18 protein-coding genes are annotated in these 21,656 nt (G+C 72.5%); 11 read left to right on the forward strand and 7 right to left on the reverse strand.

Annotation, left to right across the window (positions count from 1 at the left end):
• Positions 1 to 46 precede the first annotated feature (46 nt).
• Entirely contained in the window at positions 47 to 754 is a 708-nt protein-coding gene (locus tag AB8A24_RS33140) for a BTAD domain-containing putative transcriptional regulator (protein WP_369478363.1), read from the forward strand.
• A 174-nt stretch (positions 755 to 928) separates the two neighbouring features.
• Here AB8A24_RS33140 and AB8A24_RS33145 read toward each other — a convergent pair whose 3' ends face one another.
• Positions 929 to 1,099, reverse strand: a complete 171-nt coding sequence (locus AB8A24_RS33145) for a hypothetical protein (RefSeq protein ID WP_369478364.1) — start codon at positions 1,097 to 1,099, stop codon at positions 929 to 931.
• Positions 1,100 to 2,093: 994 nt separating this feature from the next.
• On the opposite strand from AB8A24_RS33145, the gene AB8A24_RS33150 reads away from it, so the two are divergent.
• Positions 2,094 to 4,103, forward strand: a complete 2,010-nt coding sequence (locus AB8A24_RS33150) for a DUF6777 domain-containing protein (protein ID WP_369478365.1) — start codon at positions 2,094 to 2,096, stop codon at positions 4,101 to 4,103.
• A 315-nt stretch (positions 4,104 to 4,418) separates the two neighbouring features.
• Here the strand turns inward: AB8A24_RS33150 and AB8A24_RS33155 are convergent, their stop codons facing one another.
• Positions 4,419 to 5,360 (reverse strand): LysR family transcriptional regulator, encoded by a 942-nt coding sequence (locus tag AB8A24_RS33155; protein WP_369478373.1) that lies wholly within the window; start codon positions 5,358 to 5,360, stop codon positions 4,419 to 4,421.
• Between the two features lie 107 nt (positions 5,361 to 5,467).
• Between AB8A24_RS33155 and AB8A24_RS33160 the strand changes: the two genes are divergently transcribed.
• Genes AB8A24_RS33160 through AB8A24_RS33170 form a run of 3 tightly spaced genes read left to right on the forward strand, consistent with a single transcriptional unit; the run spans position 5,468 to position 8,176 of the window.
• Positions 5,468 to 6,445: a zinc-binding dehydrogenase gene (locus tag AB8A24_RS33160; protein ID WP_328959591.1), complete on the forward strand. Its 978-nt coding sequence runs from the start codon at positions 5,468 to 5,470 to the stop codon at positions 6,443 to 6,445.
• Positions 6,446 to 6,449: 4 nt separating this feature from the next.
• A complete protein-coding gene (locus tag AB8A24_RS33165; RefSeq protein ID WP_369478366.1) occupies positions 6,450 to 7,103 on the forward strand; it encodes an NAD(P)-binding oxidoreductase in 654 nt (217 codons plus the stop codon).
• Entirely contained in the window at positions 7,103 to 8,176 is a 1,074-nt protein-coding gene (locus tag AB8A24_RS33170) for a hypothetical protein (RefSeq protein WP_328959589.1), read from the forward strand. Before AB8A24_RS33165 ends, AB8A24_RS33170 begins: the two co-directional genes overlap by 1 nt.
• A gap of 144 nt (positions 8,177 to 8,320) precedes the next feature.
• Here the strand turns inward: AB8A24_RS33170 and AB8A24_RS33175 are convergent, their stop codons facing one another.
• The 5 genes from AB8A24_RS33175 to AB8A24_RS33195 form a co-directional block, all read right to left on the reverse strand.
• A complete protein-coding gene (locus AB8A24_RS33175) occupies positions 8,321 to 9,154 on the reverse strand; it encodes a helix-turn-helix transcriptional regulator (protein ID WP_369478367.1) in 834 nt (277 codons plus the stop codon).
• A gap of 119 nt (positions 9,155 to 9,273) precedes the next feature.
• Positions 9,274 to 10,140: a helix-turn-helix domain-containing protein gene (locus AB8A24_RS33180; RefSeq protein ID WP_033226239.1), complete on the reverse strand. Its 867-nt coding sequence runs from the start codon at positions 10,138 to 10,140 to the stop codon at positions 9,274 to 9,276.
• A gap of 440 nt (positions 10,141 to 10,580) precedes the next feature.
• Positions 10,581 to 11,315 (reverse strand): Ldh family oxidoreductase, encoded by a 735-nt coding sequence (locus AB8A24_RS33185; protein WP_369478368.1) that lies wholly within the window; start codon positions 11,313 to 11,315, stop codon positions 10,581 to 10,583.
• Between the two features lie 154 nt (positions 11,316 to 11,469).
• Positions 11,470 to 13,962, reverse strand: a complete 2,493-nt coding sequence (locus tag AB8A24_RS33190) for an alpha/beta fold hydrolase (protein ID WP_369478369.1) — start codon at positions 13,960 to 13,962, stop codon at positions 11,470 to 11,472.
• A 54-nt stretch (positions 13,963 to 14,016) separates the two neighbouring features.
• Positions 14,017 to 14,415, reverse strand: a complete 399-nt coding sequence (locus AB8A24_RS33195) for a nuclear transport factor 2 family protein (protein WP_328959585.1) — start codon at positions 14,413 to 14,415, stop codon at positions 14,017 to 14,019.
• 224 nt (positions 14,416 to 14,639) lie between these two features.
• On the opposite strand from AB8A24_RS33195, the gene AB8A24_RS33200 reads away from it, so the two are divergent.
• The 6 genes from AB8A24_RS33200 (at position 14,640) to AB8A24_RS33225 (ending at position 21,624) form a co-directional block, all read left to right on the forward strand.
• Positions 14,640 to 16,037, forward strand: a complete 1,398-nt coding sequence (locus tag AB8A24_RS33200) for an MFS transporter (RefSeq protein ID WP_369478370.1) — start codon at positions 14,640 to 14,642, stop codon at positions 16,035 to 16,037.
• A gap of 99 nt (positions 16,038 to 16,136) precedes the next feature.
• On the forward strand, positions 16,137 to 17,681 hold the full coding sequence (locus tag AB8A24_RS33205; RefSeq protein ID WP_369478371.1) for an FAD-dependent monooxygenase: 1,545 nt from the start codon (positions 16,137 to 16,139) through the stop codon (positions 17,679 to 17,681).
• A complete protein-coding gene (locus tag AB8A24_RS33210) occupies positions 17,678 to 18,721 on the forward strand; it encodes a ketoacyl-ACP synthase III family protein (RefSeq protein WP_328959582.1) in 1,044 nt (347 codons plus the stop codon). Before AB8A24_RS33205 ends, AB8A24_RS33210 begins: the two co-directional genes overlap by 4 nt.
• Positions 18,722 to 18,785: 64 nt before the next feature.
• Complete coding sequence (locus AB8A24_RS33215) at positions 18,786 to 19,877, forward strand: ScbA/BarX family gamma-butyrolactone biosynthesis protein (RefSeq protein WP_266385360.1); 1,092 nt, start codon at positions 18,786 to 18,788, stop codon at positions 19,875 to 19,877.
• Positions 19,874 to 20,569, forward strand: coding sequence for an HAD-IB family hydrolase (locus tag AB8A24_RS33220; protein WP_328959581.1), 696 nt, complete (start codon positions 19,874 to 19,876; stop codon positions 20,567 to 20,569). The genes AB8A24_RS33215 and AB8A24_RS33220 overlap by 4 nt, the downstream gene beginning before the upstream one ends.
• Positions 20,566 to 21,624, forward strand: a complete 1,059-nt coding sequence (locus AB8A24_RS33225; RefSeq protein WP_369478372.1) for a 3-oxoacyl-ACP synthase III family protein — start codon at positions 20,566 to 20,568, stop codon at positions 21,622 to 21,624. The genes AB8A24_RS33220 and AB8A24_RS33225 overlap by 4 nt, the downstream gene beginning before the upstream one ends.
• The last annotated feature ends 32 nt before the right edge of the window (positions 21,625 to 21,656 follow it).

Genomic DNA, 21,656 nt, shown 5'->3' on the forward strand with positions numbered 1-21,656 from the left:
GTCGCCCCGGTTGCAGGCACATAGGGCGTCGCCGACAGTGAGAGGCGTGTCGCAAGGAGCACGTCTCGAGATCCTCGGTCCCTTCCAAGTCACCTGCGGAGGGCGGCGCATCGCCATATCCACGGGGGCTCAGCGGCTGCTCGCCTTTCTCGCTCTGCACCGCGAGGGCACGCACCGGCGCTCGGCCGCTGAGCAGTTGTGGCCCGACGGCACGTGCTGCCGGGCGGCCGCCAATCTGCGCTCCGCGCTCTGCCGGGCCAGAAGGATCGGATCGGCTCCCGTCATAGACATCGCCGACCACAGCCTCGCGCTCGCGCCCTCCCTCTCGGTCGATTTCCACGACGCGTGGGACTCGGCCCGCCGCATCGTGGCCGACGGCGTCACCATCCAGGACGGGGACCGGCTGGTGGCAGACCTCAGCCAGGTCCTGCTCCCCGGCTGGGACGACGAGTGGCTGCTCCTCGAACGCGAACGCTGGGACCAGCTACGGCTGTATGCCCTGGAGGCACTGGCTCAGCGCTTCCAGAGCGAGGGGCGCCACCTGTCAGCGCTGCAGACGGCGCTCGCTGCCATCTGCATCGACCCGCTGCGCGAGACCCCGCACCGGATCGCCGTCGAGGTGCACCTGTCGGAGGGCAACGTGGCCTGCGCGGTCAAGCGGTACCAGGAATACCGGCGATTGCTGCAGCTGGAGTTGAAGGTTGCCCCTTCGCCTTTGCTGACCAGCCTTGTCTGTGACCTGCCGCGGTCGTAGCCGGGCGCGTCCTGCCACCGAGTTTGCGTGGTGAGAGCTGATCGGGATGCGCGTCACAGGGTGGTCGCAAGGATATCGAAGTGCTGAGAGGCCCAGGCACCTGACGTAACACCGGGGCGTTGGATGGGCGTATGCCTTCGCCGCCGCTTGTTCCCCGTCCGGGACGTCGCCTTGCTACCTGACGCCGCCCTCGACTCCGCCCGCCGCGTCGAGGGAGGTCTTGAGGACTTCCTTGGAGGGGGAGGGCGCGACCGACGTGACCGTGTCACCCTCGTCGGCGTGTGCGGGGCCCGCGAGGGCGATGCCGGCAAGGGCGAGAGCAGTAGCGGCAAGGATCTTCTTCATACCCTGCAACGAGGCCGCCTGACGCGGACGCGGAACCGTCGCGCCCGGTCCTGGCCCCACCCCATGAAGCCGCGACGTCCGATGCCGCAATGCGTCGTTGCCTCCCAGAAGTGATGTCGAGACGCCCTCTCGAGACCATTCACTGCTCAAGAACCTCTTCCTACACACGGCCTGGGGCCCCGTTGTGAGAGGTGCCGAACGGGCCTGATTCCTAGGTGGTCTGCAGCGGTTGGCGTGCGCACCCAGGGCGGATGCAGAGGCTGCGCCCGGCGCGGGCGAGCGCACCGCGGGCCGGCTGAGCCTGCTTCGCGCGCCGGCTGCGGTACGCCTGATCCGGCACAGGCGCGCTCGCGTGCAGTACGGCCTCGCCGAAGCCGGTCCACCGCCCGCAGTACGGCCACGGGCTCGTCCACCGGCTCGGCACGACCGCATCCCTGGCCGTCGACGCGTCCGGACCATCGAGGGGCGGATCGGCCTCGCCGCGGACACCCCGGTCGTCGCCTTCGACGGGACGAAACCCCGACGACCTGCTCCCGGCAGGAGGTCTGTCAAGTCCCGAAAGGTCGCGGCATGACGTGGTGCGGGGGAGAGGGCCTACTCAGGAGATGGACGCACGCGTGGTGGACGGTCCCCGCCGGGGCGTTTTCGGATGTCCAGGTCCCACCTCCGGGATGTGGAGGCGTTGACGGTTCGGAAGGAGTGAGCGCATGCGAGTCACCACGGTTTACCCACTGCCCTGTGCCGGGGGGCGAGCGTCGTGAATTCCCTGCCCCCCTCCTCCGAGCACCCCACCGGCCCGCCGCCCGGCCCCTTGTCCGGCCGGGGCGCGCATCCGGAGCCCCCGCCCCCACCCCCGCCGCCCCCACCAAGCCCTCCGCCTCCCTCGGGGCCCCCGTCGGGGCCCCTTCCGGTCGCTTCCGGCGGGTTCTCGCTGCCGGCGGCGGACGGCGGCGGCCGGGTGCGCGGACGGCGGTCGCGCAGGATCCTGCTGAGCGTGAGTACGGCGGTGGCCGTGGTCTCGGCGGTGGTTCTCAGCTTCACCGTGCTGGGCGGGAACACCGCGGCGGGCGGCGAGGTCTTCCTCCAGGCCGCCCCGGAGGCCGGACCCGACCCGTTCACCCCTTCGACGGCCACACAGGCCGAGAGCGTCGCCAACGCCATGCCCATGAACGCGGGCGTGAACACGAAGGACGGTACGAGCGCCAAGGGCGCCACGGGCAACACGGACGGTGCGCGCACGCTCGAGGTCGACGGCGGGTACCCAGGGCTGTACGGCGGCACGCGGAACGTCGCGAGCTGTGACGTCGAGAAGCAGATCCGGTTCCTCACGCAGCACCCGGACAAGGGCAGGGCCTTCGCCGCCTCGCTGGACGTCCGGCAGTCCGACATTCCCTCGTACCTGCGGTCACTGACCCCCGTCCGGCTGGGTTGGGACACCAGGGTCACCAATCACGGATACCGGGACGGCGCGCCCACCAGCTACCAGGCGGTCCTGCAGGCCGGTACTCCCGTGCTGGTCGACGCCCAGGGCGTGCCCCGGGTCCGCTGCGCCTGCGGCAACCCCTTGGACCCGCCCGTCGCGGTCAGGGGCACGCAGACGTACAGCGGCGCGAAGTGGTCCTCGTTCCGGTCCTCCGGCCTCGTCGCGGTCAAGCCCGCCGTGAAGCCGGTGAAGACCGTCACGGTCTTCGACCAGGACGGCAAGGGATGGTACGAGCGCCCGAGCGGAGCGGCGCAGGGCAAGCACGACCGCGCGGTCCCGCCCCCGAAGGGCCAGACCCCCGGCTCTGCCTACCCGGTCCTGCCGGCGGCCCACCAGGGAACGGTCCAGTCACCCCCTGGCACGACCCCGAACCGGCCCCCGGGCGATGCCCGGGAACCGGCCCCTGGGAAGGAGCAGGCCCCGCCCTCGGGCCGTAAGCCGGGCAAGGATCCGGACGAGGGCCCGAAGAAGGCGCCGGGCCAGGATTCCGGCACGGACCCGGGCAAGGCCCCCGAGAACGCGCCGGGCAAGGACTCGGTGAAGGAGCCGGGCGAGAACCGGGAGGAGGAGCCGGGCCGGAAGCCTGACAAGGCGCCCGGACCGGACACCGGCAAGCGGCATGGCCAGGACCCGGACAAGACCCCCGCGGAGGACCCGGCCAAGGACCCGGGCGAGGAACCGGGAAAGGCGCCCGGCAAGGAGCCGGGCAAGGAGCCGGGCAAGGAGCCGGGCAAGGAGCCGGGCAAGGACCCGGGTGAGAAGTCGGGCCAGGACCCGGCGAAGGTGCCCGGTCAGGAGTCGGGCAGGGACTCGGGTCAGGGGTCGGGCAAGGACCCGGCGAAGGACCCGGGTCGGAAGTCAGGCCAGGACCCGGCGAAGGTGCCTGGTCAGGAGCAGGGGAAGGCGCCCGACCAGGAGCCGGGCGAACAGCCGGGCAGGGAGCCCGGTCAGGAGTCGGGTGAGAAGTCAGGCCACACTCCTGGGAAGGTGCCCGGCCAGGAGTCGGGCAAGGATCCGGCGAAGGACCGGGGCCAGGAGTCGGGCCACGACCCGGCGAAGGAGCCCGGTCAGGGGTCGGGCAAGGCGCCCGGAACGGGCGCGGGCGAGGAGCGTGGCCAGGCCCCGGACACGGCTCCCGGGAAGGCGCCGGACTCCGGCCGCGACTCCGGGAGGGCCCCCGGTCACGACACGGGCAAGGACACCGGCCAGGGGTCCGGGCGCCCGCCGGGCCAGGCTCCGGACACGCCCCACGGGAAGGCGCCGGACTCCGGTCAGGAGCCGGGCAAGGACCCGGACAAGGGCGCCGGCAACGTTCCCGGAACGGCGCCCGGGAAGGCGCCGGGCAAGGATCAGGGCCAGGATCGCGCAAAGGCGCCGGGCCAGGACTCGGGCTCCGGCAACCGCCAGGGGAAGGCACCAGGGAACGAGCCGGGCGGGAGCACGGGCCCGAACCCTGGTGACGAGCCGGGGCGACAGCAAGGTGGGGATCCCGGCGGCGACCCGGGGGAGCAGTCCCGGTGATCCGGTGGTCCGCATTCCCGGGCGACGACGCCCCGACCGGGCCACCGCCGGCCGATGCCCGCGCTGGCTGCGGCGCACGTGGGCGACGACAGCCGGACCGTCCTCGACGGCCTGGTCCCGTCATGGGAACGGGGTTCCGCGCACCGCCGGTGATCCCGCGGACCGGGCCCGCCGAGCGGCACCCTCCGACAGCACGGCCGGCCTGCCGTCCTCACCCTCGGGCTCGGATTCCCCGAGGCACCGGAGGCCAAGAGGGCTCCTCCGCCCCTCACCCGCCGACCACGACCACGGCCACGACCACGACCACGGCCACGGTCACGGTCCTGCGTCGGGACGTCCCGGCGCCGCCGTCCCGCCGTCCAGCCATCCCGCCTCCCGGGCCGCGTCCAGCGCGGCATTCGTGAAGTGCGTGACGATCGGTGACGGCGAGGTCTCCGGGAGCACCAGGTGGGTGGCGAGCGGCCGGGTCCCGGGAGCGAGCGGGACCCAGCGCAGCCACCCCGGCAGCTGGTCGCCGGACGACGCGGCGACCAGACCCACCGTGCGGGCGTCCCGCAGCACGCTCTGCGTCGGGTCGAAGGCCATCGGGCGCTCGGTCAGCCGCGGTACCAGGCCCGCCCCCCGGAAGACCGCCAGCACCTCGTCGTAGTGGCCGGGGTTGGCCTGCCGTTCGTGCAGCACCAGCGGGAACGCCGCGACCTCGGCCAAGGCGAGCTCGCGCCGTCCGGCCAGCGGATGGGCGGCCGCCAGCAGCACCCCGCGCGGTTCGGTCCGCACCAGCAGCAGCCGGACCCCCGCCACCACCTCCGGCGAACGCGCGATCCCGGCGTCCGCCCGCCCGTCGAGCACCGCGTGCGCGATGTCGGGGGTCCGCAGCACCTCGGCGGCGACCTGGACGTCCGGCAGCCGCACCCGCAACGCCTCCACCAGGCTCGGGACGGTCCCGTACCCCGTACTGGTGCTGTACACCAGGCGCAACCGGCCCAGTTCGCCGCGCCCGGCCCGGCGGGCCGCCTCCCATACGTCCTCCAGCGCGGCGAGCGCACCCGCACCGCGCTGGTACACGGCCTGTCCGGCCTCCGTCAGGCGCACGACACGGGTGGTGCGGTGCAGCAGCAGCACGCCCAGCCGGCTCTCCAGCCGGCGGATCTGCGTGCTCAACGCCGGTTGCGCGATGTGTAGTCGGGCCGCCGCCCGGGTGAAGCTGCCCTCCTCGGCCACGGCCAGGAAGTAGCGCAACAGTCTCGCCTCGGGCATGGTCACCCCGCCATCGTAGGGACACCACCCCATTCATACCCGGGAGTTATGAACCGAGACAGAGCTGGTCTTTCCCTCCCGGCCGAGGCCCCACCTACGGTCGACGCATGACCTCTTCCCGCACATCTCCCGCCTCCGCGCACCCCGTTCCGCCGATCCTCCCGCAGCGGATGCGTGCCTGGATCGGTACCCCCGACGGCCCCGACCTGCGCATCGTCGCCCTGCCCGAACCGGCCCCGCACGAGGCGCTGGTGAGCGTCGCGGCCTTCTCCGTCAACCGCGGCGAACTGAACCTGTTCCGGCGCCGCGCCGAGGGCTGGCGGCCCGGGCAGGACCTGGCCGGGACCGTCGTACGGGCCGCTGCCGACGGCAGCGGACCCGCCGCCGGTACCCGGATCGCGGCGATGAACGACTTCGGCGGCTGGGCCCAGTACGCGGCCGTCCCCGTCGACCGCCTCGCCGTCCTCCCCGACGCGGTGGCCTTCACCGAGGCGGCCACCCTCGGCGTCGCCGGACTGACCGCCCTGCGCGCCCTGCGCCGCGGCGGGCCGCTGCTGGGCCGCCGCGTCCTGGTCACCGGCGCGAGCGGCGGCGTCGGCTCCTTCGCCGTACAACTGGCCGCCGCCGAGGGAGCCGAGGTGACCGCGCTGACCGGCACCCACCGCGACCTCGACCTGAAGGCACTGGGCGCGCACCACGTCGCCACCTCCCTCGCCGACACCGAGGGCGATTTCGACGTGATCCTCGAATCCGTGGGCGGGGAGGTGCTGGTCTCGGCCCTCAAACGACTGTCGACCTTCGGCCACATCGTGGTGCTCGGCACCTCCTCGGGCCGCACGGCCAGCCTCAGCATCTCCTCCTTCGTGCCCCACGCACGCCAGACCCTGCACCCCTTCTGGGTGTTCGGGTCCGGCGAGCCCGTCGGCGAGGACCTGGAACTGCTCGTCCGCCTCATCGACCTCGGCCGGCTGCGACCGGTCCTGGGCCACCAGGACGCCTGGGAGCGGCTCCCCGAGGTGATGACGTCGCTGCGCGAACGCCGGATCGCCGGCAAGGCCACCCTGCTCGTCCACGACGGGGCGTGAGGACATGGCACGGATCGTCGTCGTCGGCTCGCCCTACCGGGCCGGCAGCGGGAGGATCATCGCCTCGGCGGCGGCCGAACGGGGCCACACGGTCCGCTACGTCGGCGACCTCGGCGACCCGGCCCGGCCGGAAGACCTCGGCGAACTGACCGACGCGGCCGCCGTGTTGGAGGGCGTCGAGGCCGTCGTGCTCGTGCCCAGGCGGGGCGACGCCCGGGTGCACACCGAACGGGCCACCCGGGTGCTGCTGGAGCAGGTCCGCCGCCACGCTCCCGGCGCGCACTTCGTGCTGTTCAGCTCCTTCGCGGTGGGCCACGGACCGGCCCACCCGCTCAACCGGATCAACGACACGCTGCTCCCGGCACGGGTCGCCGCCGAGCGACTGGTGCGCACGAGCGGCCTGCCGTACACCGTCGTGCGGCCCACCTGGATGACCGACGACCCGCCCGGCAGCCACGCCCTGACCCTCACCCAACATCCCTACGGGGACGGCATGGTGGCCCGCTCCGACATGGCCGCCGCGATCGTCGCGGCCATCGAAGAGCCCGCCGGCCGATACACGACCTTCAGCCTGTTCAACGAACCCGGCACGCCCGTGGCCGACTGGGCCGCGGCGTTCGCGGCCCTGCGCCGCGACGAGCCGCAGGAGGAGCTGTGATGCCCTTACGTCCCGCCGCCCAGCACGCCTGGGAGGACACCTTCCGCTCCGACGAGGCCGGCCGCGCCCTGCCGCCCCGGCACCACCGGCTGCTGATGCTCGACGTGGTGGGCTCCCCCCTGCCGCGGGACGCCCGACACCTGGAGGCCGCGCTCGGCGCCCTGGAGGAGCGGTACGGGTACGGGCCCGACGGCATCCTGATGTGCATGGGCTGGGGCCCGGGCTGGTTCGAGCGGCACACACCGCTGCGTTCCCCGGTGGGGCGGCCCGTCCCGATGGCCCGCTGGGAGAACCCGGTGCTGGAGGAGTACGACGCCTGCCTGCACCTGGCCTCCGACCGGGAGGAGACGGTGACGGAGGCCGCCGCGTCGCTCTTCGGGCCCGGACCGCAGGACCAGCGCGGGCGCCTCGTGCTGCGCGAGACCCGCGGCGGCTTCGTGGGGGAGGGCCTGCCGGCCGTGCGACGGCCGCAGGCCGGCGTCCCGGCGAACGCCCCGCTGTTGCTGGGCTTCCACTCGGGACTGCGGCGCAACCAGGCCACCGAGGAGGAGGTCTCGATCACCGAGGGGCCGCTCGCCGGCGGCACGACCATGCACGTCAGCTACATCGTCCTCGACACCGACAGCTGGTACGAGCAGCACGAGGACGAGCGTGCCGCTCTGATGTACTCGCCCCGCATGACCGCGAAGGAGGCGCACGGGCTGGTCGAGGACGCGGAGAGCGACCGTACGGAGCTGGCGGCGGTGGCCGCCGCCCACGGGCGGGTCGGCCATGCCCAGGCGACCGGGCGGGCCCGGCTCGCCGGCCGGCCGCGGATCAACCGCAGGGACTTCGCGACGATGGACCACGGGGTGCCCGGGACCCACTTCGTGTCCCTGCAGCGCACCATGGAGGACTTCCACGCCACCCGGGCGATGATGAACGCGGCCGACGCGTCCACCCACCACGGTGGGATCGGCGTGCGGCGCAACAACGGCATCAACGCGTTCATGGACGTCCGCAGTCGGGCCACCTTCGCCGTGCCCCCGCGCGCGGAGCGCGCCTATCCGGGGTTGCCGGGGCCGCCCGCCTGAGCGGGCCGGGCCCCCGCGCACTCCTGGTACTCCCGCACGTGCGGAACGACGGCCGCCGAGCGACGGGCTCCGAGCGACGGCCGCCGGGGACGGCCGCGGCGTGGTGGCGGCCGTCCCGCCGCCGCGGCGACCGGCCGCGGCGGGTCAGCCGGACCGGCCGGAGATCCGGGCGAGCAGGTCGTCCAGCGCGGCGGCGGACGCGGAACCGGGTTCCGGGCTGAACACCACGGCCCATTCCCCGTTCTGCGCCCCCTCCTCCAGCACCACCCGGGAGAGCTCCATGGGGCCCACCGCGGGATGCTCGAAGCGGACGAGGACGCCGCAGTCCTCCTCGCCCCCCCGTTCCTCGACCGGACGGAACCAGAGCTCCGCGAACTCCCGGCTGGTGGCCGCCAGTTCGACCACCATGCAGGACAGTTCCTCGTCCGGACGCTGCTCCGTCGCCCGCCGCAGGGCCCCGACGAGCCCGGCGACCTGGCGCTGCCCGTGCCCGTACAGTGCCCGCGTCGCCCTGTCGAGGAAGAGCATCCGGGCGAGGTTGGGCTGTACGTGCTCCACGGGCCAGTCCAGGTCCCAGGCGAGCAGCGCCTGCCCGGGCAGGTTCCATCCGGTGATGTCGTAGCGGTGGTTGAAGGCGATGACCGGCAGCATGGGGACCGCACGGGTGAGGTGGCCGAGCCCCCGTAGCCGGGACGTTCCGGGGGAGGCCCCGAGCCGGAACAGTTCGGCCCGGTCGTCGGTGTCGAGGTGCAGGGCCGATGCCAGCGCGTCGAGGACGGACAAGGACACGCGGCCGGCTCGGCCGTCCTCGATGTCGGTGTAGCGGTCGGCGTCGAGCCCCGCGGCCCGGGCCAGTTCGGCGGGCAGCAGACAGGGCGCGGTCCGCGCCCCCGCGCCCGTCGACACCCCCGTCTGCTCAGGGGTCGTGCGGAGGCGGTGGGAGCGCAGGAAATGGCTGAGGTCGGCGAAGGAGTCCATGGGTCCAGTCTCGGCGAGGCGTTGATCCCCTCGCCTGCCCCTGCTGGTCATCCTCAGCGGGTATTGACGGATTCTCGACTGTGTCCGGACCGGCGCCGACGTCCTGACGGCGAGGGCGCTCAGCCGCCGCCGCGGCCTTCCAGGAGGACGCGCAGCGCCTCTTCCTCAAGGGAGGCGGGCTCCGCGTGGTACAGCACGATGCACTGGTCGGGGGAATCGGGAAGGCGCAGACTCTCGAAGGCGAGGGTCAGCTCCCCGACGGCCGGATGGTGGAGATGGCGCGTACCGAACGTCTTGTCCCACACCACGTGCCCCGACCAGATCTCGGTGAACTCCGGGCTCGCGAGGGAGAGACGCTCGATCAGCTCGACCAGTTCCGGGTCGCCCGGGAAACGGCCGGCCATCATCCGCAAGTACCCCGCCATCTCGACCGCCTCGTCGTTCCAGCGGGGGTAGAGGGCGCGGGCGCCGGGGTGGAGGAAGACGAGCTCGGCCAGGTTCGGCGGCGCGTCCCGGGCGAGGAGCTCCTCGATGTCGATGTGTCCGGAGAACATGGTCCGGGCGAGGGCGTTCCAGGCGAGGATGTCCATCTGCCGGCCCAGCACGACCGCCGGCCCCTGCAGATAGGCGGAGATCATCCGGGCCACCGCGGGCCGCACTTCCTCGGCGGCCTTGGCCGGGCGCGCGAGCTCGGCGGCGCGGGACAGGTTGTGCAGGTGGGCCCGCTCGCCCGCGTTCAGGCGCAACGCGTTGGCGATGGCGTCCAGGACCTCGGGAGAGGCGCTGCGGTTCTGTCCCTGCTCCAGGCGCGTGTAGTAGTTGACGCTGACCTGGGCGATGTGGGCGACCTCCTCCCTGCGCAGCCCCCGCACCCGGCGTCTCTTGCCGTCGCCGGGCAGGCCGATGTCGTCCGGCGTCAGCAGGCTGCGCCGTACCTGAAGGAACTTTCCAAGATCAGAATCTCGAACTCCCGCCGCCCGCTGCATTCTCTTTTCGCCTTTCGCTGCCCGCGCACTGCGCTGAAACATCCGCCGAATACTAGCCGATGGGAACATGGGGAAGTGCCCGTCCGCGGCCGGTCCGATTCACGCCACGGGCCTCCTTACAAAGGAAACCCGGAACAGCGAATTCCGGCCCGTGACGTCCGTCACTCCGCAAGGCCGTTGGCCAAGATCCCATGCCACAAGGCGATTTGGCGAGCAGGGCAGGACCGACGAGTCCCCCTGCAGGGGAACACCGACAACAATTCAGCCATGCGCCGCCGTATTCCCGGGCGGGCCGCCGACGTCGTCGTTACTGGTCACTTACCGTGTAAATCCACCTCGATTGTTGAGGTGTGTACGATTTTTGGTTCGGGTGTGTACCACCTGCCTTCCCGCGCCTTCTCCCGCACGACCGGTAAATAAAATAAGTCCGGAGTGTTTACTCAAGGGTCCTCGGAACGGGTCGGCCGACGCGTGTCCAGCGCCCGTACCGGCGCCACCTTGACCAGAGCCGCGATCCGGCCGAGTTCCTCCAGAACCGGAACCGGCAGGGTCAACCGCGGCCGCACCACCCCCGCACCGGCCGGCGCCACCAATGCCGAGGGCCGCACGCCACCCGCGGCGGTTCGGTCCAGACACATCAAGAACTGGCTTGTTACCGCCCCCTCCCGGAACGCCCCCGCACCCCCCGCGGACCCGGCAGCACGCGTGGTGATGACACCGAAGACGCCACCACGCGCCGCCCGCCCCGCGTACCAGGCCGTGATGCCGACATGGCGTGAATGCTGCACCGAGACCGCGGACGCACCCCGCACCCGGGCCTGCTCCACCGCCCGGTCCACGGCGAAGGCCAGCGCGGGCTGACCCAGCCCGTGATGCGCGTCGATCACGGTGACGTCCCCGTACCGGCGCACGATCTCCGGCCGGGCGCCACCGTTGATCGTCCCGCCCAACAGCCCCCGCACATAGGGGAGCAACCGGACCACGCCGTGCCGGGCCGCCCCCGCCAGATCGGCGGCCACCAGCACCTCGGCCGTCAGAACCGCGTCGGCCGGGCGGGCACCCGCCGCGGCAAGGGCCGCACCGACGAACGCGGTCAACTCATGCCCGGCCACCACCGCCACCAGGCCCGACCCGCACCCACGCACCGGCACGGGCGCCGCCGTCACCTTGGGCATCCCTGCGACCTCCTCCCGCTCCCACGCCGGCCCACGACCGGTCCCGGACAAGACAGAAGGCGGACGCCCGGGCAACCGACAGGAGAGTCACCGGACATCCGCCTTCGCCTCCTCGGCGCCCCGCCCGCGGGGGACGGGGGAGGGGCAGCCAGGACTATTGGGAGAGGAACTCCTCCAGCAGGGTGGCCAGCGCCACCGGGGTCTCCACCATCGGATAGTGGCCCGCGTTGCCCACCACGGCCAGCCGACCGTTCGGGTAGTGCTTCATCCACGTCTCCTGCATCGACTCCGCCGTCACCGCCGGGTCGTGCTCACCGACCACCACCAGCGCCGGCACCTGGGCACCGCTCACCCGGTCGGCGAAGTCGGTGGTACGGAAGGAATCCAGGTAGCTGCGGAAGGCGACCGGCCCGACCTCCTTCATCGAGGACTCGGCGAACGAGGTCACCCAGTGCGGCGACAGCCGGTTCCCGGTGGTCAGATCGATGACGATGCGACGGTTCTCCACCTTGTGCGCGGCCTCCGCGAACAGCGGGAAGTCGGAGTCCGCAATGGGCATGCCGCCCGCGGGGACCGGGCTCAGCCCCACGATCCGCCGCACCCGCTGCGGAGCCTTCAGCAACACCTGCTGGATCGGCTGCCCGCCCAGCGAGTGCCCGATCAGCGAGAACTCCTGCCACCCCATGCTGTCGGCCAGGGTCAACACGTCCGACGCGATCTCGTCGGTCGTGTACGTACCCGCCACGTCCAGGCTGCGCCCGAACCCCCGGGCGTCCATGAACGCGTACGTGAAACGCGACCCGTCCAGGTACGGCCACAACGGCGAGAACGACTGGTGCCCACCGAACAGGGAGTGCAGCACGATCACCTTGTGCGGACCGGAGCCCACGGTGTGGGCGAAGGGAACGGATCCGGCGGTCTGGTACATGTCTTCTTCCTCCAGCGGGAGTTCATCGGTCGGTGAAAGGACGGCCCCGGGGGCGGTACCCGCCCCGGGGACCAGAAGGCGGTCGAGGGTGTCGTACAGCTCGCGCAGCTCCTCACGGTGCCCGTGCAAGGCGATGTGCCCGTCCGGCCGCACCAGATGGAAACCGGCGTGCCGGCAGTGCAGTTCACGGGCGGCCGACACGGCCGGACCGCGCCCGGGCAGAGCCGCCGTGTCCACCACCCGCACCTGGCCGGCCCACGGCCCGACCAGCCGGCGGACCGCCTCGGCCAGACCGCGGTCCGGGTCCTTCTCGCCCGGCAGCACCACCAGGTGCAGCCGGACCGGATCGGCGGCCGGTCCGGCCACCCCCAGCGCCACCGCCAGCGGCCGCGGCAGGGCCGCACCCTCCCGGGCGTGCCGGCGCAGACCCGCCCGCGCCGAGCACCAGTGCACGGGCCTCGTACGCCTCGGCCCGTCCGCGACCGGGCCGTAGACCCAGCGCCGGCCCGCGGCGACCGGCACGTAGAAACGGTCCAGGACCCCCGTACGGTCCAGGGCCCGCATCGCCGTGTCCCGCAGGGTGACCTGGCTGCCCCGGGTCCACATCGCCGCCCGGGTCTGCAGATCGGTGTCGCGCACGACGGCGTCGGCCACCGCCGCCCGCTCGGGCGTGTAGCTCTCCAGCAGCGCGCTCCGCGCCTCACCGCGCACCACCGAGGCCAGCTTCCAGGCGATGTTCTGGGCGTCCTGGATCCCGGTGTTCAACCCCTGCCCGCCCATCGGACTGTGCGCGTGGGCGGCGTCACCGGCCAGGAAGACCCGGCTCAACTGGAAGGAGGCGGCACGGCGCCGATGTACCCGGAAGGTGGTCACCCAGTCCGGGTCGGTCAGCCGCAACCCGCCCGGCCCGCGCAGATCGACCAGCCGCTGCATGTCCGCCAGCGACCCCTGCGCCATGTCCGCGGGAGCGTTGGTGAAGAAACGGAACAGCCCGAACGGCTGCGGCACGATGGCCAGGACACCCATCCGTGACTGGTAGTAGTGGATCTCGTCGCTCTCCAGCGGGTCGCCGGCCACCTTCGCGTCCGTGATCAGGAAGCGGTTCTCGTACGTCGCACCCTCGTAGGCGATACCGAGCTGGCGGCGCACCGCGCTCGTCGCACCGTCCGCGCCGATCACCCAGGGGACGGTGACCCGCTCGACGCTCCCGCCGGCGTGCTCCAACACCGCGGTGACCGGCCGGTCCTCACGTATCGCCCCGCCGAAGTCCACGTCCTGCAGCGACACCAGCCGCACACCGCGCTCGATACGGCCGCCGAGCCGGTGCAGCCCGTCGGTCAACACCTCCTCGGTCAGCCGCTGAGGCAGACAGTAAGGAGCCATGTCGTCGGCCATCCGCATCCGGGTGACCGGCTTCTTCTCCGAGTAGTAGGTCATCTGCCGCAGCTTGACCGCGACCTGGTCGACGCCCCCGGAGAGCCCGAGGTCCTCCAGGATGTCCAGGGTGCGCGGCCACACCAGCATCGCCTTGGAATGGACACTGGGGCCGGGGGCCGCGTCCACGATTCTGACGCGGACCCCCCGACGCAGCAGTTCACAGGCCGCCGTCAGGCCGGTCGGACCGGCACCTACGACAAGGACGTCGTAGGCATCCCGCCGCGCGGCATCCGCGCCGGCATCCGCGCCGGCGTCTTCTTCAGTGGGGTACCGGGTGGTCATCGAAGCCTCTTTCGCGCTCGCCGTCCGAAGCCGGATCGAAGTGGGCCGGACGGCTCAGAGGAAGGCCAAGGAGATGGCGTAGCTGTCCTCGTGCATGCGGTAGCGGGTGATCAGCCCGTCGCGGACGTGCAGTTCGACCGCGAACTGTGAGGCGAACGACTTACCGGTGGCGTTCACCCGGTAACGGAAACGCCCCAACGCCACCGCGATCCCGTCCTCGGCCAGGATCCGCTCGACGGCGAACTCCTCCGGCGTGAGGTTCTCACCCGCCTGCTCGAAGAAGTCCGCGACCTCGCCGCGGGTGGTACGCCGGCCCATCCACGGGATCAGCGCGGTGTCACCGGGAGTGAACCAGTCGAGGGGCTCCGCGAGCAGTTCGAGCGCCCGGTCGGCCTCGCCTGCACCGAGGTGACCGAAGAAGTCTTCGACCACGGAGAGTGTGGAATTCGTCATGCCCCGAAACGTATTCACGGCCGGGCCGCATGAGACAGACCCAGCCAGTGGTACCCACCGCAGCCCTATGAAACAGCGGGTACTGGCTAGCCCTCCCCACCGCGCAGATGCTCGGAGCACACCAACCGGCAGGAAGCGAAAGGTCTCTCATGTCAACGGTCAACAGCCCCGAGGAGACTCGGGCAGATCAGTCGCCGGGCCCGGCGGCCCCCGCGCCGGAGCGGATGACGAAGCGGCAGACGCTCATCCTGCTCCTGCTGCTCGGCGCGCAGTTCACCCTGGCGGTGGACTTCTCCATCATGAACGTGGCGGTCCCGGTCATCGGCCGGGAGCTCGACTTCGCCGCCGAGAACCTGCAGTGGATCGCCACGGCCTTCGCGCTCAGCGCCGCCGGGTTCAGCCTGCTCTTCGGCCGGATCGCCGACCTCATCGGCGCCCGCAAGGTCTTCCTCGCCGGCCTCGTCCTGCTCACCCTCTCCTCCCTGGCGGGCGGCCTCGTCGACGACGCGGGCCCCCTGCTCGCCGCCCGAGTGGCACAGGGCCTCGCCACCGCCATGGTCACCCCCGCGGGCCTCGCCCTGCTCATCACCGCCTTCCCCGAAGGACCCCTGCGCGACCGCGCACTCGGCCTCAACGGCGCGATGCTCTCCGCCGGCTTCACCTGCGGCGCCATCCTCGGCGGCCTCCTCACCGACACCCTGAGCTGGCGCTGGGGCTTCTTCATCAACATCCCGATCGGCATCCTGCTGATCGTCGTCACCCCCATGCTCCTCAAGGGCGGCTCCCGCTCGACGGGCGGCAAGCTGGACATCCCCGGCGCCGTCTCCGTCAGCGCCGGCCTCATCGCCCTGGTGTACGGCATCTCCGCCGCGGGCCAGTACGGCTGGGGCGACCCCACCACCTTGATCTCCCTCGCCGTCGGCGTCGTCCTCCTCGTCGTCTTCGGCTTCGTGGAACTCAACGCCACCGAACCGCTGGCACCCCTGCGCATCCTCGGCCGCCGCAGCGTCACCTGGGGCAACATCGGCGGCGCCGCCACCTTCATCGGCTTCACCGCCATGATCTTCCTGCTCACCCTCTACCTGCAGGAAGTCCTCGGCTACTCCGCCATCGCGACCGGCCTGACCTTCGGCGTCCTCGGCGTCGGCGCCTTCCTCGGAGGCGTCACCGCCCCCCGCTGGATCGGCGCCCTCGGCAGCAGCCGCGCCGTACTCGTCGCCGGCCTCCTCGTCCAGGGCATCACCGTCGGCACCCTCTACTTCGCCGGTGACGCCCGCGGCTGGCTGTACGGAGTCCTCGCCCTCGCCTTCCTCAGCAGCTACGCCCACGTCGCCGCCATCGTCGGCTTCATGGTCACCGCCACCTCGGGCCTGCCCAACGAACAGCAGGGCCTGGCCACCGGCATCACCACCCTGACCCAGCAGGTCAGCATCACCATCGGCATCCCGATCATGAGCGCCATCGCCACCGCCCAGATCCGTAGCCTCTCCAGCGAACCCGTCAAGGCCGCGACCCTGTCCGGCATCAACCTCGCGATCCTCGTCAACGGCCTGATCCTCATCGCCGTCGCCCTCCTGGTCGCCCTCTTCCTCCGCAACCGCCGCACCGCCGCCCGGCACTGACCCACCCCGCCGGCACCGAACGACCGTCGCCGGGGGCCACACCACCCCCGGGGCCCCCGGCGACGGCCACGCCCGCACGCACAGAAAGGCGACGAACCGATGAACCGGAACACCCCCGGTGCCCGGGCGAACGACCACCGCACCACCGACGTCCTGGTCGTCGGCGCCGGCCCCACCGGACTGATGCTCGGCTGCCTCCTGCGCCACCACGGCATCGCATGCACCGTCATCGACCAGCGCGACACCATCGACCCCCGCACCCGCGCCGTCATGGTGCACGCGGCCGGACTGGAGATCCTGGACGCCCTGGGCCTGCGCACCGCCGTCGAGGACAGAGGCGTACGCCAGACCCGCATCGACTTCCACACCCGCCACGAAGCCCTGTTCACCGTGGACTTCACCGGCCTCGACACCGCCTTCCCCTACTACGTGAACGTCCCGCAGCCCGAGGTCGAAGCGGTACTCGCGGACCGCTTCACCGCCACCGGCGGCCGGCTCCTGCGCGGCCTGCGCTACACCGGTCACCAGCAGGACGAACACGGCGTCACCGCCGCGACCGTCGCCGACGACGGCCCGCACACCCTCACCGCCCGCCACCTCGTCGGAGCCGACGGCGCGAGCAGCGCGGTCCGCACCGCCCTGGGCATCGACTTCCCCGGCATCACCTACCCGATGAGCTACCTCCTCGCCGAAGGCGCCCCGCTCCTGCCCGCCGACCCGGACGCCTCCGCCATGTACATCGGCCCGGCCGGTGCCGTCTCCCTGCTGCCGCTGCCGCAGGGCACCGTACGCATCGCCGGACCCGTCTCACCCGAAGCACTCGACCGGGACAGCGAACTGAGCACCCGCCACTTCCAGGAAACCGTCGACACCCTGGGCTTCGGACCCGCCCTGCGGTTCGAGCGCGTCGACCGCATCGCCCACTACCAGGTCCACGAACGCCTCGCCGAACGCTTCACCCACGGCCGGACCGTCCTGGCCGGAGACGCCGCCCACCTCAACTCACCCGCCGGCGGCCAGGCCATGAACACCGGCTTCGGCGACGCCTGGGCACTGGCCTGGCGCCTCGCCGCCCTCCTCACCGGCCCCCCGGCCCCCCTCCTCGCCGACTACGACCGCGAACGCCGCGCCGCCGCCGCCGAGGTCGCCCGCACCACCGGCGTCCTCGGACTCCTCGACGCGATGCGCCACGCCACCACCGAGCCGGCACGACACTCCGTACAGGAGTCGCTGACCGGATACGCGGAAGCCTGGAGCCAGCTCTACCTGCGCTACCACCCCACCCCCGCACCCGCGGCCACCCCGTCCGGTGCCGCCCCCGCACCCGACGCCACCACAAGGCACCCTCCGCTGCCGGCCCGCACCGGCCACCGGCTGCACCCCGGCGCCCGCGTCCCCGGCCACCGCCCCGAACCCGGCCACCACACCTGGCTGCACCTGCCCGGCGCCACACCCGACCAGGCCCACCTGCCCCCGTTCACCCGCACCGCCGAACTCACCCCGACACAGCGCGCCTGGCTCCCCACCGGCGCCACCGCCGTCCTCGTACGCCCCGACGGCCACGTCGCCCGCACCGTCCCCGCCGACCCGGACACCACCACCACCGCCGGCGCCACCGCCGAAACCGAGAAGGAGGCGGCATGACCACGACCCCACCCCGCCCCCCGTCCGGCATCAGCATCGCCGGCACGGGCAGCTACCTCCCCGAGCAGCGCCTCGACCTCACCGCCGAAGCCGCCCGCCACCCCGAACCCGACGCCGAACGCATCCGCGCCACCGGCTACCGCACCATCGCCGCCGAGGACACCCTCTACCCCGGCGACATGGCCCTCGTCGCCGCCGAACGGGCCCTGGCCGCCGCCGGAACCAAACCGCAGGACATCGACCTCATCGCGGTCACCGCCATCCACCGGCACGGCCACCAACGCCTGTGGTCCCCGGCCTCCTGGCTCCAGTCCCGGCTCGGCGCCACCCGCGCCCTGCCCTTCACCGTCGCCCAGGGCTGCAACGCACAACTCCTCGTCCTCGACCTCGCCGCCGACCTCCTGTCCGCCGAAGGCCGACGCACCGCCCTCATCGTGGCCACCGACCGCTTCGCCGCCTCCGGCTTCGACCGGTTCACCGCCGACTACGGCATCGTCTACGGCGACGGAGCCGCCGCCGCCGTCCTGACCGCCGACACCCCCGCCCCCGAGGCCCCCACCTGGCACGTCCTGGACACCCACAGCGTCAGCGACCCGGAACTCGAAGGACTGCACCGCCTCGACGAACCGGCCCCCGAGACCCGCGCCCTGTTCGGCGCCGAACACGACGTACGCGCCGCCAAGAAGCGCTACCTCGCCGCCCACGGCACCGACAGCCTGCGCGAAGCCACCCGCCGAGCGGTCCGCGAGATCCGCGAGACCCTCCTGCCCCACGGCACCGACCCCGCACTGCGCCGCGTCGTCTACCCCAACCTGGGCCTGCCCCTGCTCCAGGAGAACTACTTCCCCGAATTCCCCGGCGGCGCCCGGACATCCCTGTGGGAATTCGGCGCCACCGTCGGCCACCTCGGCAGCGGCGACCAGATCGCCGGCCTCGACCACCTCGAACGCCACCACACCTTCGACACCGGCGACCGGGTCCTCCTGCTGGGCGCCGGAGCCGGATTCACCTGGACAGGAGTGCTCCTGGAACGCCGCTGACCGCCCGGACGACGACGCACACGCAAGCCGAACAGCACACCACCCGAGAAAGCAGGTTCCGCACGTGACCACCGCACCCTCGCAGCTGGAACAGGACCTCGCCGCACTTGAGCTGAGCTACAGCCGTACCGTCGACCGCACACTGGTCCACCGGGACTCGCTCGGCGAAGTCTTCCTCACCGACCTCCAGCCCCTCGGCACAGCCTCGTACGTCGCCGCGGCCCAACTTCCGCGCTCCCACGCCTACTACGGCGACCACCTGCTCAGCCCCAACGTCTACGACCCGGTCCTGCTGCTGGAAGCCTGCCGGCAGGCCGCACTCGCCGGCGCCCACGCCTACTTCTCGGTGCCCCGGACGGACAAGTTCATCCTCACCCACCTGCGCGTCCACCTCTCACGCCCCGACCGGATAGCCGTCGGCCCCACCCCCTGCCAGCTGACCCTCCACGTCACCACCAGCAACCACTACGTCCGCGAGGGCCGCACCAACGGCCTCGACTACGACGTGGACCTGCGCGTCGGCGACCTCAGCATCGGCCGCGCCGGCATCGGCCTGCGCTTCAAGTCCCCCGAGTCCTACACCGCGCTGCGGCTGCGCAACCGCGACCAGAGACCGCTGCCCTCCTCCGCCGACCACCCGCAACCGGGCAGCGCCACCGGCGCACCGGTCGAGCCGTACCGCGTGGGCCGGGCCAACGCCGACAACGTCGTCCTCACCGGCATCGAGGTCGCCGCGGACACCCTGACCGCCGGGATCCGCACCCCTGGCAGCCACCCCAGCATGTTCGACCACCCGCAGGACCACCTGCCCGGCATGGTCATCGCCGAGGCCGCCCGCCAGATCGCCCTCTACGGAGCCCTCGACGTCCGCGGCATGTCACCGTCGCGCACCTACCCGACCGACCTGGCGGTGACCTTCAGCCGGTTCGGCGAACTCGACAGCCCCACCACCCTCACCGCCGTCGTCGGCGAACGCCGCGACGCCGGCCGCCCGGGCGAAGGCGCCTCCTACTACACCCAGGGCGGGATCGTCGAGCTCGGCGACGAGAGCACACCCGACACCGACCGCGTCCCGGTGCGCGTCGAGGCCCACCAGGACGGCGAGAGCCTGTGCCTGCTCACACTCGACCTCGCCCGCGTCCGGACCCCACGATGAGCACCGCCGCCGCCTTCTTCGACGTCGACGAGACCCTCATCGGCTTCAAGACCATGTTCCGCTTCCTGGCGTTCCACCTGGAACGCCGGGGAGCGGCCCCCGGCACCTACGAGCGCCTCACCGCCACCCTCCACCGCGCCGCCGCCGACGGCCACCCACGCGCCGAGGTCAACCGCCGCTACTACCGCCTCTACGCGGGGGAGAGCGCGGCATCCCTGGCAGCCTCCGGCCGAGCCTGGTTCACCCACGAACTGGCCGACGCGCCCTTCATCCCGGCCCCCACCGCCCGCTTCGACGCACACCGCCGACACGGCGACCTGACCGTCCTGGTCTCCGGCTCCTTCTTCGCCTGCCTGGACCCGATCGCCGAACACCTCGGCGCCGACCGGGCCTTCGGCACCCGACCCGTGATCCGCGGCGGCCTCCTCACCGGCCAGGTGGTCACCCCACTGATCGGCCAGGCCAAAGGCCGCACCGCCCACGCCGTCGCCGCGATCCACGACCTCGACCTCGCGCACTGCTCGGCCTACGGGGACCACAGCAGCGACCTCGACCTCCTGCGCTCCGTCGGCCGCCCGGTGGTCGTCGGCTCGGACCCCGTACTCACCGCACACGCGCAGCTGGCCGGATGGGAGCGGCTGCCCGACACCCGAGCGGCCGCCGAACCCCGACACCAGGAGACGAGAACGTGACGAACGGACCCCGCGAGACGACCGACCCGATAGCGGTCCTGGCCACCGGCTCCTACCTGCCCGAACAGATCGTCGGCAACGACGAGGTGGCGCACGCCACCGGAGTGACCGATGAGTGGATCGTGCGCAAGACCGGCATCCGCGAACGCCGCCGGGCCGCCCCGCACGAGGCCACCTCCGACCTCGCCGCCCACGCGGGCCGCCGCGCACTGGAACAGGCGGGCATCCACCCGCACGACCTCGCGTACATCGTGGTCGCCACCTCCACCCCCGACCAGCCCCAGCCGGCCACCGCCGCGGTGGTCCAACACCTGCTCGGCGCCGTCAACGCCGCCGCCTTCGACGTCAACTCCGTCTGCAGCGGCTTCGTCTGCGGGCTGACGGTCACCGAACGCCTCCTGCGCGCCGAGCCCGGCGCCGCCCACGGCCTGGTGATCGGCGCCGACATCTACTCCCGGATCCTGGACCACACCGACCGCAGGACGGCCATCCTCTTCGGCGACGGAGCCGGCGCCGCCGTCCTGGGCCCCTCGCCCTCCGGCCACGGCATGCTCGGCACCAGCCTGCTGACCCGCGGCGACCAGCACGAACTGATCGGCGTCCCGGCCGGCGGCAGCCGCCGCCCCGCCTCCGCCCGAACCCTGGAGGAGGGCGCCCACCACTTCCGCATGGACGGCCGCGGAGTCCGCGCCTTCGTCCAGGAGCACCTCCCCGCGGCCGTCGCCGAACTCCTGGCCCGTACGGGACTGCCGGCAGACGCCGTCGACCACTTCGTCCCGCACCAGGCCAACGCGGTCATGATCGGCGAGGTGTGGCCGGCGCTCGGCCTGGACAACGCCACCCTCCACCTGGAGCTGGCCCGCTACGGCAACACCGGCGCCGCGTCCATCGCCGTCACCCTCGACGAGATCCACCGCCGGGGCCTGCTCGCCGAGGACGACGTGGTGCTCCTGTCCGGCTTCGGCGGCGGCATGTCGGTGGGCTCCACCCTCCTCAGCTGGGCCCCCACCGCCCACGCGGCCGCCCCCCGCCTCCTGGCCGCCGCCGCGCGCTGACCCCACCCACCCTCCCCGCCGCCGGGGCGCCG

It is taken from the genome of Streptomyces sp. BF23-19 (genome assembly GCF_041106355.1).
GTDB classification, from domain to species: Bacteria; Actinomycetota; Actinomycetes; order Streptomycetales; family Streptomycetaceae; genus Streptomyces; species Streptomyces virginiae_A.